Annotated in this window: 8 protein-coding genes; 7 read left to right on the forward strand and 1 reads right to left on the reverse strand. The window is 53.2% G+C overall.

Features of this window, described 5'->3' with window-relative positions; translation table 11 throughout:
- Nucleotides 1-104 precede the first annotated feature (104 nt).
- Nucleotides 105-848, reverse strand: coding sequence for a Fic family protein (locus T320_RS13555; protein ID WP_037356954.1), 744 nt, complete (start codon nt 846-848; stop codon nt 105-107).
- Between the two features lie 167 nt (nt 849-1,015).
- Between T320_RS13555 and T320_RS13560 the strand changes: the two genes are divergently transcribed.
- The 7 genes from T320_RS13560 to T320_RS13590 all read left to right on the forward strand — a co-directional run bounded on the left by T320_RS13560 (nt 1,016) and on the right by T320_RS13590 (nt 13,142).
- Nucleotides 1,016-2,236: a PAS domain-containing protein gene (locus tag T320_RS13560; RefSeq protein WP_037356957.1), complete on the forward strand. Its 1,221-nt coding sequence runs from the start codon at nt 1,016-1,018 to the stop codon at nt 2,234-2,236.
- 121 nt (nt 2,237-2,357) lie between these two features.
- Nucleotides 2,358-2,804, forward strand: coding sequence for an Hsp20 family protein (locus T320_RS13565; protein WP_026760139.1), 447 nt, complete (start codon nt 2,358-2,360; stop codon nt 2,802-2,804).
- A 204-nt stretch (nt 2,805-3,008) separates the two neighbouring features.
- Nucleotides 3,009-3,797, forward strand: coding sequence for a CheR family methyltransferase (locus T320_RS13570; RefSeq protein WP_026760140.1), 789 nt, complete (start codon nt 3,009-3,011; stop codon nt 3,795-3,797).
- A gap of 35 nt (nt 3,798-3,832) precedes the next feature.
- Nucleotides 3,833-4,810, forward strand: coding sequence for a phenylacetate--CoA ligase family protein (locus T320_RS13575; protein WP_037356962.1), 978 nt, complete (start codon nt 3,833-3,835; stop codon nt 4,808-4,810).
- Nucleotides 4,811-4,864: 54 nt separating this feature from the next.
- Nucleotides 4,865-8,455: a helicase-exonuclease AddAB subunit AddB gene (addB, locus tag T320_RS13580; RefSeq protein WP_037356965.1), complete on the forward strand. Its 3,591-nt coding sequence runs from the start codon at nt 4,865-4,867 to the stop codon at nt 8,453-8,455.
- Nucleotides 8,421-12,344 (forward strand): helicase-exonuclease AddAB subunit AddA, encoded by a 3,924-nt coding sequence (gene addA / locus T320_RS13585; protein WP_037356968.1) that lies wholly within the window; start codon nt 8,421-8,423, stop codon nt 12,342-12,344. The genes addB and addA overlap by 35 nt, the downstream gene beginning before the upstream one ends.
- 12 nt (nt 12,345-12,356) lie before the next feature.
- Nucleotides 12,357-13,142: a ZIP family metal transporter gene (locus T320_RS13590; protein ID WP_081824848.1), complete on the forward strand. Its 786-nt coding sequence runs from the start codon at nt 12,357-12,359 to the stop codon at nt 13,140-13,142.
- The last annotated feature ends 13 nt before the right edge of the window (nt 13,143-13,155 follow it).

Raw genomic sequence — 13,155 nt, forward strand, 5'->3', positions numbered from 1 at the left:
CCTTTTTGTCGTATGATAAAAAATATTTTCTTTACGTTCCGTGCCTGACGCTGCTGTCAGCTAGTCCCCGCCTGCCGCTTATTGTTAGGTTATTAGTTAAAACCTTAGCTGAAATCTTTTACAAAGTGTTTGCAGTAAGCTGTGTACTTATCCTGCGCGGAGAGGCAGGTGTCAGTCAGATACCCCGGCTCACGGTAGAATTCCCGCAAGCCGCGGTAGTAAAATTGTTTGTGGTCATTGTCGATGATGAAGGGGATGATACCGAAGGCCAGGCAGTCTTTGAAGAGCAACAGGCGTCCTACTCGTCCATTTCCATCCTGGAAGGGATGAATGGCTTCAAAGTCTACATGAAATTTGAGCAGGTCATGGAAATCATGGCTGCTTATGTTTTGATAATGCGTCAGCAGTTTCTGGATTTCTTCTGCTACATTATCGGGAGCGCAGGTTTCTTTATCGCCAATGGTATTGGGCAAAGCTTTGTATTCGCCTACATTGAACCAGTCAAGGTCGGCATCGGTCGTATTGGCTTTGAGAATTTTGTGCAGGTGCTTGATATAATTTTCATCTGTGGGCTGGTCATAGTTTTTCAGGATATAGTCAAAGGCCCGGAAGTGGTTCATAGTTTCGATGATGTCATTGCTGTCGATGACTTCGTCGCCGTTGCTGAGAATCGTATGGGTGTTGAACAGGTTTATGGTATGTTCATGACTGAGCTTGCTGCCTTCAATGCGGTTGCTGTTGTAGGCAAGACTGGTCTGCGTATAATGATAAATGCCATTTTTATATTTGGCAGCTTGTTCTGTTTTTAGCTGGTGAATTAAGCGTTGGACATTTTCTTTTTGACTCATTGCAGGCTCCTTTCAAAAAATTTATCTCCTTTATTATATCACAGTATGGGGCGGGGGATGGGAGATTATCCGGATAGTTTTGTAACGATTGAAACAGAAAGTATTGTGCAAGTCATTTATAATGGAGACAATGGGCAATACGGTTTAGTTTAGCATAAGGAGAAATTCTGATGAAGACGATAGATTTTAGCCTGATGGTGGCGGAGCTGGTGAAAGATGAACCGCAGGTGGCGGAGATTTTGAGCGGGCTGGGGCTGGGAAATTTGGTCAGCCCGGAGGCGCTAAAGGTCATGGGCAATATTATGACGATTCCTCGGGCGGCGGCGATGAAGGGCTTGGATTTAACGCAGGTAATGGCAGCTTTTGAAGCGCAGGGCTTTCAAGTGCTAAATGGGGCGCCGGTGCCGCAGGAGAATTTGACATGTCAAATGACCGGTCATTTTGACATGTCAGTTGAACTGCCCGCAGGGCATCCGATAAGCCTGTTGCGGTTGGAAAATGCTGGTTTGGAGAAGGTATTGGATATTCTGCTGGGCGAGTGTGGCGGAGATAAGGAAGTGGATGCGCCGCGGGTCATTAAGGCCATGCAGGAGGTCAATGCGCTGCGCTCGCATTATGCCAAGAAGGAAGAACTCTTGATGGCACAGCTCTATAAATACGGCGTAACGGGGCCATCGCAGGTCATGTGGAATGAGGATGATGAAATCAAGAAGGAATTGGGCGTCCTCACCCGCGCGGTCATGGAAGATGCCGATAATGTTTTGCTTTACAGAGGGCGCATTGCCGCCGTGGCCAGCCGGGCACGGGGCATGATTGCCAAGGAGGAAAAGATTCTCTTTCCATTGTGCCTGCGCTTTTATACGGCAGAGGAATGGCTGCTGATTTACCGGGATTTTGGTGAAATGGGCATGGCCTTTGTGGAAAATCCTCCGAAGTGGCAGGAAGGGGAAGAATGGGCGGCAAAAGAGTTGGCAAAGGTGCGAGAACAGGACATTCTGGCGGGCAAGATTCAGCTGTCTACAGGGGAGTTGACCGTCAAGCAGCTCAGCGCCATCTTTTCACTGCTGCCCTTGGACCTCACCTTTATCGATGCGGAGGAAAAGCTGCGCTTCTTCATCAATGAAGGCCGGGTGTTCCCGCGCCCCTTGGCTGCTCTGGGGCGTGATGTGGCCGAGTGCCACCCGCCGCATATTGTGCCCGTGGTCAGAAATCTTGTGGCAGATTTCAAGGCGAAAAAGCGCACATCCTTGGAGGTGGCCCGCTATATCATGGGCAAGCCGATTCTCGTAAAGTATATGGCTGTGTATGATGAGGCCGGCGAATATATGGGAACCTTGGAGGCGGTGCAGGACTGCAGTCATATTTTGGAAAAATTTGCCCAGCGGTAAGTGACGAATTGGGGCGCTGCTGCTGACGTCTTTTTCCTGCTTGCAATTTTCAGAATATTATAGTACAATATGACATATCGAAGCAAGGAATTATCGTTCATAATCAATAGGAGGGGTATCTATGTTTAGAGCAGTGCCATTTCATCTGAAAGAAAATGCTGAGCGCGGTTATGATGTTTTGGAAAAGGTTTTAAGCTACGCAGCGGAGCAGTCCCTGAATCCTCTGGGCAAAGTCAGCGGTGCCCTGTCCTCCTTCAAGGTGGATGTGGTCGAGACAGAGGCCGCCTATGAACTCTTTGCAGAGCTGCCGGGCTTCTATAAAGAGCAGATTACCGTGTCTTATGATGATGACAATTATCTGCGCATCAAGGCTCAGCGGGCGGAAGCGGCAGATGCCAGCATCAAGTATCTGTGCCGGGAGCGCAAGAGCGGTGACTTCGAGCGCACTTTTTACATTGATTCCATTGACAAAAAGGCGGTAAACGTGGCCTTTGAGAACGGCATCCTGCATATCGTTCTGCCCAAGCAGAAGGAAGAGGATGGCCGCACGGTGTTTGATATCGAGTGATAATTTAGCGGGAGAGTCTGCCAGTACCAGAAAAAGGGTGCCAGCAGGCTCTCTTTATGGTAGAATAAAAAGGAAATGTGAAAATATTTTTACTGTCTGCGGGAACAGGCAGGATTTTTTTAGATGGAAAGGGAATAGTACATAGAGTAAGTAGAAAAGGAATCGTCTGCGAGCAGACCAGAGGAGAGTTGGGAGGGACTAACGATGATGGATGAAAAGGATTGGGCGGAGTTTAAGAGAAAACTGAAATCCAAGACCGAAATCGATCTGGACTTATACAAAGAACCCCAGATGAAACGGCGTATTGGCAATCTGGTTACCAGAGCCAGCATGAACTCCTATGTGGAGTATTTTGATAATGCGGCCAAGAACAAAGATGATTTTGCGGCCTTCATAGAGTATCTGACCATCAACGTGTCCGAGTTCTTCCGTACTCCGGAGAAATTTGGCAAGCTGGAGACGGATGTTATTCCCGACCTCCTAAAGCGTTCGTCGAAACTCAATATCTGGAGTGCAGGCTGCTCCATCGGGGCAGAGCCGTACTCGCTGGCCATCATCATGAAGGAAATGACCCCCAATGTGAAGCATCGCATCTTAGCTTCGGATTTGGATATTGAAATCCTGGCCAAGGCTAAACGTGGGGTTTATACCAAAGATGAAATCAAGGCTATGAAGCCGGAACGACTCAATAAGTATTTCAAGCCCGTTGAAGGTGAGAAGTACGCAGTGAACCAGGAGATTAAGAACTGCATTGAATTCAAGCGCCACAATCTTCTCAAAGACCCCTTCGAAAACGGTTTTGATTTGATTCTGTGCCGCAATGTGGTTATCTATTTCACCGAAGAAGCCAAAGACCAGCTTTACGCCAACTTCTTCAAGGCGCTCAAGCCCGGCGGCATCCTCTTTGTAGGAGCAACAGAGGCTATCTTAAACTTCCGCAAATTAGGTTATACCAGTTTCCAGCCATTCTTCTATCAGAAACCATTGACTTAATGTCAACAATACCAATAAAGGATCGGAGCTAAATCATGTACGCGAATCAACAGATAGAACAATTGGATAGGGAAGGCATGCAGGCCTTGCAGCTGGAGCGCTTGCAAAAGCAGCTCAAATGGGCAGAGGAGAAGAGTTTCTTCTACCAACAGAAATTTGCCAAGGCCGGTGTGACCGCAAAGGATATTCAAAGCCTTGAGGATGTCAAGAGGCTTCCTTTCCTGACCTCGAATGAGCTTTATCAGATTGATTCGCTGGATATTCTCACCATGCCTCTGTCCGGCATCCTGCGCTTCAGCGTGGTGCAGCAGGAAAATGGTGAGGTGACGAAACTCTACACTAACGGTGATATAGCCCATAATGTGGAGATGATGACCCGCAGTCTGGTGGCGGCGGGAATTAATCAGACTTCCGTGGTGGCCCTGCAGGGCGATATGTCCGACAGTCGCAGCATGGATATCCAGTATGCGCTGGAAATGCTCGGTGCTACTGTGGTGGCCATGGGCACGGACTACCGGCAGTGGCTCCGCTTTATGGAACTTGTGAGCATGGACACCATCATCAGCACGCCCCAGCTCATCATGCAGCTGATTATCCAGCTGCAGGCTACGGGCAAAAATATAGCGGACTATCCCATCACCCGGGTTATCTGTCGCAATCAGCAGGGCCTGCAGAATGCTATGCAGAGGCATATTGCAGACAGAACCCATGCCACCGTGTACAATTTCTATGAACCGGCGGAACTCGGAACGGCCAGCATGTTGTTCCAATGTGAAGCCCATAAGGGCTATCATATTCAGGAAGACTATTTCTATCCGGAAATCGTGGCCTTCCATAGTGACCAGGTGGTGACGGAGCCTCATCAGATGGGCGAGCTTGTGGTGACGACCTTAATGGCAGAGGCCATGCCGCTCATTCGTTACCGGACAGGACAGGCCGTAATGATGGAAACGGATACATGCGACTGCGGGCGCACGCTGCATCGGGTGACCACACCATTTACCTTTATGTGAGACCTTGGAGCCTTCCCCAGCGGGGAAGGCTTTTTTATTTTGTGAGGAATGACAATGACTGCAACTTTGGATTTTATTATCGGCCGGGCGGGCACGGGCAAGACGCATGCCTGCCTTACGGCCATGCAACAGGAAATGGCAAAGCGGCCTTTAGGCCCCGCGCTTATTCTGCTGTTGCCGGAGCACATGACTTATAAGGCAGAGCGGGAACTTGCCACCATGATGAAGGAACATGGGCAGGGCTTTTTCCGCGCCTATGTTTTTGGCTTCCGCCGCTTTGCCCGGCAGATTCTTTTGGAAACCGGCGGGGATTTGCCCCGCATCAGTGATGTGGGTCGGCGCCTGCTGCTGCAAAAACTGCTGCTGCAGCATCAGAAGGACAAGGATTTGACGGTCTTTGCCCGGGCGGCACGGCAGCGGGGCTTTACGGAAACCCTGTCCGATGCCATCAAGGAGATAAAAAGCTACCGGCTGACTACGGATAAGCTGCGGCAGGCGGCGGAAATGGTGGGCACAGGGCAGGAGCGCCTTTCCGGCAAGGTGCGGGAACTCAGCACGCTTGCGGATGAATTTGCTGCCGCCATGGACGGGCGCAAAAGTGATGCGGAAGACTTGATGAACATCTTGGCGGATAAGATTCCGGAAGCGGAACTCATGCAGGGCGCGGAAGTCTGGATGGACGGCTTTGTATTCTTCAACCCGCAGGAGATGAATGTGCTCGCAGCGATTCTCGCCAGCGCTGCCAAGGTGCATATCACGCTGCCCATGATGGGAGAACAACTGACTGATGGGCAGGTGAATTTCCAGCTTACGGAAAACACCAGTGAAACGGGACTCTTTAACCGGCCTTATCGCACGATGGAAAATATCTGCCGGTTAATGCAGGAATTGGAACCGCAAAAAGCAGGCTTTTGGCAGCCCGTCACCCTGCTGACGCATAATTACCGTGCGCAAAATCCTGCGCTTGGCTGGCTGGAGGAAAAGTTATTTGGTCAGGTGGACGCCGCAAAAGACGAACCGGAAAATCTGCGGCTGGTGGAAGCGGCCAACCGCCGTATTGAACTGGAGACGGCGGCAGCCGATATTCTGCGGCTCGTGCGGGAGGAAGGTTACCGCTATCGGGAAATCGGTGTTCTTATCCGCAATGCCGAAGATTATGATGGAATCCTGCCCTTGGTCTTTCAGGATTATGGTATTCCCTTTTTTGCGGACGGCAAGCGGCAGAGCATCCATCATCCGCTGGCGGAACTTCTGCGCTCGGGGCTGGAAGTCGTGCAGAAGGGCTGGAATTATGAAAACATCTTCCGCTGTCTGCGCACGGGCTTTTTCCCCTTGGTGCGGGATGATGTGGACAAGCTCGAAAACTATGTGCTGGAATTCGGCCTGCGAGGCCGCAAGCGCTGGCTGCAGGAGGCGGATTGGAACTGGCATCGGCGGTACTCGTTGGATGGGGAGGAGGAAGATACTGACGAGGAAACCAAGGCACATCTGGCGCAGATTGACGGCCTGCGGCGGCAGGCGGTGGAGGCCTTGGCCGGGTTTGACCAGTCAATTCGGCAGTCCGAAGATGTGACCGGTCAGGTTACGGCACTCTATGACTTTTTGCTTGCTCTGGAGGTGCCGGCCCATCTGGCGAAGTGGCAGGAAATGGCCGAAGCCGAAGGCCGTTTGGCCGATGCCGCTGAGCATAAGCAGATTTGGGCGGACATCATGGAATTTTTCGACCAGCTTGTGGAAATCAGCGGCGGAGAAAAGATGGGCCTGAGCGATTTTGCCGCAGTGCTCGGAGACGGTCTCGATGCCGTGAGCCTGTCGCTGATTCCGCCCGGCCTTGACTATGTGACGGTGGCTTCCTTTGACCAGAACAGTTTGGCAGGAACAAGGGCCATCTATATTCTTGGAGCCAACGCCGGCACCATGCCACGGCGCATTGGTGAGACGGGGATGTTTACGGATGCGGACAGACTCCATCTGGCAGAAGCACTGGAAGAGATGAAGACAGAGGGCGGTGAAGCCCTGAGCATTTCCCGTGGCGGCCAGGAGCGCAGCTTCGGTGAGCGCTTCCTGCTCTATCGCGGTTTCAATGAATCGCGCGAATATCTTTGGGTATCCTATGCGCTGGCGGATGCGGAAGGAAGTGGCCTGCAGCCTGCTCCGCTGGTGGGGAAATTGAAGCAGTGTTTTCCAAAACTTAAATTGCTTTCCATTCCCTTGGAGACTTTAGGCCGCCATGATATGCTGCAGCTCTCGGCCGCAGGACCTGCGGTGTCGGGGCTTAGCAATGCCCTGCGGGGGCAGCGGGACGAGGGGAAGATGGATGCTTTCTGGCAGGATGTCTACAATTGGGCGCTAAAAGAGCCAGGATTGCAGCGGCCGATGAAACTGGCCCTGGCCGGCTTGTCACCCAAAGCTCCCGTAGGGGAGATTCCAGCCGAACTTGCGCAGGCAATCTTTCTGCGGGGCAAATTCCTGCGGGGCAGTGTCACCCAGTTCGAGCAGTTCCGCCGCTGTCCCTTTGCCCACTTTGCGAGCTATGGCTTGAAGCTGCAGGAACGCCATACCTACGAATTTCGGCAGATGGATTTGGGCCAGCTCCTGCATGAGGTCATCCGTGAGTACGGGGAAATGGTGGCCAAGGATTATAACCGTCGCTGGCAGGATGTGCCCGAGGAAGCGCGGGGGCAGATTTGCCATGATTTGGTGGAGGAGATTGCGCCCCGCCTGCAAAGTGAAATTTTGCTCAGCCGTCCCGATTACCGCCATTACAAGCGGCGCATGGAGGCTACGGCCCTGCAGGCAGTGAATCATCTCTCCGCCTGGGCGGCCATGTCCGAGTTCCAGCCCGCCTACTTTGAGGAAGGTTTTGGTCATGCCTTTGACCGGGTACAGTTGACGCCACTGCCCTTGGGCAATGGTTTTTCCCTGTCATTAAAGGGGCAGATTGACCGTCTGGACGTACATCAGGAAAATCCCTACTTCCTGATTCTCGACTATAAGACGGGGCAGGCGGCCATCAATCTCTTTGAGGTCTACTATGGACTCAAACTGCAGCTGCTGGTCTATGTGCTGGTGGGGCAGGAGCTTCTGAAACAGCAGGACAAGGAACGGCTGCCCGCCGGGATTCTCTACGCCCTGCTCCATAATCCCACCATTGCCACGGACAAGCGGATGAGCACCGAGGAAATGCAGGCGGCGATTAAGAAGAAGCTCACCATGCCGGGCTGGGTACTGGCGGATATGGATGTGCTGCGCAGCATTGACGCACAGCTGGAACACATCAAGCCCCAGACGAAAAAGGATGGGGAGCTGGATGCCAAGACCATCAGCGGTCATTATGTCCGCACCCAGCAGGAATTTGAACTGCTGTTAGGTTATGTGGACTACATCCTGAAGGATACGGGCCGCGAGATTTTATCCGGCAATATCCGCATCAGTCCCTGCCGTTACGACAAAAAAGCGGAACGGACGGCCTGCACCTATTGCAACTATCGAATGCTCTGCGGCTTCGATACGGATATCGAGGGCTTTGCCTACAATGAGGTGGGCAATTTTGACGAGGAAGAAATGGAACGCCGGATGGCGGAAAAGATTGGAAGAGAGGATTTAGCCCATGCCATATACCAAGGACCAACAGAAAGCCATTGATACCCGGGATAAAAATATCCTGGTGGCCGCTGCCGCCGGCTCCGGCAAGACGCGGGTGCTGGTAGAGCGCATTATCCGTCAGCTCATTGGCGGGGAGCTGGATGTGGATGAACTGCTGGTGGTGACCTTTACCAATGCGGCGGCGGCAGAAATGCGCGAGCGTATCGAGGCCGCGCTAGAAAAGGAACGGACAAAGGTTACCGACAAGCAGATGGCCGCCCGCCTTGAACGGCAGATGGTGCTTCTGACCGGGGCGGATATCTGCACTTTCCATTCCTTCTGCCAGCGTCTTATCCGTCAGCATATCGAAGCGATTGACGTGGACCCCAAGTTCCGTCTGGCCAGCGAGCAGGAACTGGTGCTGCTCAAAAACGACACCTTGGAAGCCCTGCTGGAAGAAAAATACGAGCGCCCCTTAGAAGCGGATAAAATGCCGCAATGGGAGAATTTCATTTCCTTTATGGACGATTACGGCGACGAAAAGGGCGATGAAGAAGTCAAAGAAGCCGTGCTGAAGCTGCATAATTTTGCCCAGAGCCAGCCCTTCCCCGAAAAATGGCTGACCAGCCAGCAGGAAAACAAGGGAACTGACCTTTCCCATTCACCCTGGCTTACGGCGGCTGTGCCGGAAATGCGGGCGGGCCTAATGGCGGTTATCAGCCAATACGAGGAGGCGGCCGCTTTGGGTAAGTCAGCTGATGACCCTGCGCTGACTGCCGCCTGGCTGCCTTATGGCGAATTGATGCAGCAGGATTTGGCAGGCCTTGACGCCATCCGTGAGGCCTTTAACGTGCTCGAAGCAAATCCTGACGGGCAAAAGTGGGATGAACTGGCCCGGCAGGTCAGCAAGTTTTCCTGGATTGCCATGCGGGGGAAAGTCTATAACGACCTCAAGACGCTCTATCCCGATATCCGCGAGCAGTTTAACAGCCGGCGGGATGCAGTGAAAAAGGCGTTGAAGAAATTTGCCGACAATTACCTGAGTCAGGAGGCGGCGCAGATTGAGGAAGACATTGCAGCCAATCAGCGGACGGCTGCAATTTATGCCCAGCTGGCGCTGGATTTTGGGCGGGCGCTGCAGGCAGCCAAGAAGGAGCGTAACATTCTGGACTTCAACGATTTGGAGCATTTTGCATTGGAAATTCTCTGCGTTGATGATGAGGACGGTTCGGTGGTGGCAAGTCCGGTGGCCCTCTCCCTGCAGGAAAAGTACAAATCCATCATGGTGGACGAGTATCAGGACACCAACGGTGTACAGGAAGCCATCTTGAATTTGATTGCTCGGGAGGACAACCGCTTTACCGTTGGGGATGTGAAGCAGAGCATTTACCGCTTCCGTCTGGCCGACCCGTATCTCTTTCAGGCCAAATACGACAGCTTCCCCGAAGAACCCGCGGCAGACGATAAGAATCAGCTTATCAACATGAAGCAGAACTTCCGCAGCCGCAGCGAGGTGCTGGCGCCTATAAACTTTATCTTTGACCAGATTATGACCAGAGGCGCGGCGGATATTGAATACGATGCAAACAGCAAGCTCTATCCCGGCAAGGAGTATCCTGCCCATGAGCACAGCTTTGCCGGTGCAAGCGGGGCGATGGAATTGGATTTAGTCCTGCGTGGCGGCAAGGAGGAAAAGGCCGCGCCTGCGGGAAGTGACAACGAGGATGAGGCGGAGGATTTATCCGGCTTCCATCTGGAAGCGGCCTATATCGCCAAGCGCATCGGTCAGCTGATGGAGCAGGGGGATATGGTGCTCGACAAGGACAGCGACAGCTACCGTCCGCTGGAGTTTCGTGATATTGCGGTATTGATGCGTGCGGTGAGTGGCAAGGCCAACATCCTGTTGGAAGCCATGCGGAAAAGGAGTGTGCCTGCCTATGCTGATGTGGATGGCGGGTATTTCGAGGCGGCAGAAGTGCGGCTGGTACTGGCCCTGCTCACGGTTATCGACAATGTGCGGCAGGATATTCCCTTGGCTGCGGTGCTGGCTTCGCCGATTGGCGGCTTTTCCATGGAAGAACTGGCCAAAATCCGTCTGGCTTCGGCTACGGGCGATTTATATGACGGCCTGCTGGCCAGCTTTTCTCTGGACAGCAAATTGCCGCAGGACCTTGCGGCCCGCACGGCAAAGTTTCAGGAAGAATTGGCTAAATGGCGCAGTTATGCCGTGAGTCACAGTGTGCCGGAACTTATCTGGCTGCTCTATCGGGAGACCGGCTACTACGATTATGTCGGTGGCCTCAAAGGCGGCCTCCTGCGTCAGGCCAATCTGCGCATGCTGGCAGACCGCGCGGCTGAATACGAGCGCAGCAATTATCGCGGACTCTTCCGCTTCCTGCGCTTTATCGAAAATCTCAAAAAGCGAGATACGGATTTATCTGTGGCTCGTACCTTGGGGGCCAGTGAAAATGTCGTGCGCATCATGAGTATTCACCGCAGCAAGGGGCTGGAATTTCCCGTGGTCATCGTGGCGGATATGGCCAAGCAGTTCAATCTTCGTGATGCCATGGGCACCTTCCTGCTGCACAAGGAACTCGGCATTGGCGTGCGCATTGCAGAGCGCTCCAAGGTCGGACGGCAAATCTACAAATCTCTGCCCTGGCAGGCAGTGGCGGCTAAAATCCGCGCCGAGTCCAAAGCGGAGGAAATGCGCATCCTCTATGTGGCCATGACGCGCGCACGGGAAAAACTCATTCTGACGGGCGTAATCGCTGAGGACAGCGCCGAGAAAAAAGCCCAGGGCTACTGCCGTTATGTGGAAAGCGAGGTGCCCCAGCTGCCGGACTTTGCCATCAGCGGTAGCTCAAGTTACTTGGATTGGGTGGCAGCCGCCCTTTGCCGTCATAGCGGGGCAGCTCCTCTGCGGAAGCTGGCCGGGATAACAGCAGACGGTGGATTGGAACAGCAGTTAGAGCCGGATGCGCAGGTGAAAATAAATATTTATCCGGAAGCGGAGGTGGCCGAAATTGCTGCTTCTGAAGAAGGCTCGGATGAACTCTTGCAGGCGGCCATGAACTTTTCACCGATGCCCGCGTCTGCGGACAAGGAAAAGGTCGAGGCCATGCTGGACTGGCAGTATCCGGACTGGGGACTGGAACGTGTTCCGGCCAAACTTACGGTGACGGAGATAAAGCGCCGCTTTGCCGCAAGCAGCGAATGGGATGAAGAAATGCCTGCCGCCCGCCAGCTGATTGTGCTGAATGAAGCCGCAGAACTGGAAGCGGCAGAGTCTGACCCGTCAGAAGTTGACAAGTCAGAAATTGACCAGTCAAAAAATGACCGGTCAAATATTGACTTGTCAAAAGCGGAGGATGCCGATTGGCCTCGTCCCCGCTTTATGCAGGAGCAGGAGAAAAAACTTTCGCCCATGGAACGGGGCACCATCATGCACACGGTGATGCAGCGGCTGGACTTCCACGGTGATATAAGCTATCAGGGCATCAAAAAGCAGGTGGCGGCCATGGAAGCCAAGGGCATTTTGCCGGAGGGTGCCGGAAAAATCGTCTACATCAAGGGGATACAGAGCTTTTTCACCTCCAAAATCGGTCAGCTCGTGCAAAATGCCCGGGCGCTTTACCGGGAACTGCCCTTTAGCCGTATGCTGAAAGCCAAGGATTTTTACCCGGAAGTCAAAGAGGAGGATGAGCGGGTCTTTACGCAGGGCGTCATTGACCTGCTGCTCGAAACGGCGGCAGGGGAGCTAATCCTCATCGACTACAAGACCGACAGGCTGACCGATGCAGCCCGCATCCGGCGGCGCTATCAGATTCAGCTGGATTTGTACCGTCAGGCCGTCGAGGCCATCTTAGGCCGCAAAGTGGACAAAACCTATCTCTACCTGCTGCAAAATGGCAGTTTCGTGCCCATGGATGCAGAACAGGCAGGATAAAGGAGGAAATATATGCTATCAATGGAAGTGGCACAGGGGCTGTTGATTCCCTTTTTGGGAACTACTTTGGGCGCGGCCTGTGTCTATATCCTCAAAAAAGAATTAAAGACCGGTGTGCAAAAAGGCCTGACCGGTTTTGCCGCCGGGGTCATGGTGGCAGCCTCCGTCTGGAGCCTGCTGATTCCTGCCATGGATGCCAGCGTCGATATGGGCAAGCTGGCCTTCCTGCCTGCGGTGGTTGGCTTTTGGGCAGGGACGCTTTTCCTGCTGCTCCTAGACCATATCATTCCGCATCTGCACATGGACGCACAGGAGGCAGAGGGCATAAAATGCAAACTGCCCAAAAACATCATGCTTTTGCTGGCGGTGACGCTGCATAATATCCCGGAAGGAATGGCGGTAGGTGTCGTCTTTGCCGGCTGGCTGGCCGGCAATGCCGACATTACCTTGAGCGGGGCATTGGCGCTGTCCATCGGTATCGCCATCCAGAACTTTCCCGAAGGTGCGATTATTTCCCTGCCGCTGCGGGCAGAAGGCATGAGCAGACACAAAGCCTTTGTTAGCGGCATGCTCTCAGGTATCGTGGAACCAATCGGCGCCCTGCTCACCATCGTGGCCGCCAGCTTCGTCCTGCCGGTTCTACCCTACCTATTAGCCTTCGCCGCCGGCGCCATGATTTACGTGGTGGTAGAAGAACTCATCCCCGAAATGTCCGCAGGCGAACACAGCAATATCGGCGTTATTACCTTTGCTGTAGGATTCACGTTGATGATGACATTGGATGTGGCGCTGGGGTAAAGGAAGGAAAAGT

The sequence above is a fragment of the Selenomonas sp. FC4001 genome, assembly GCF_000701565.1.
GTDB lineage: Bacteria > Bacillota > Negativicutes > Selenomonadales > Selenomonadaceae > Selenomonas_A > Selenomonas_A ruminantium_B.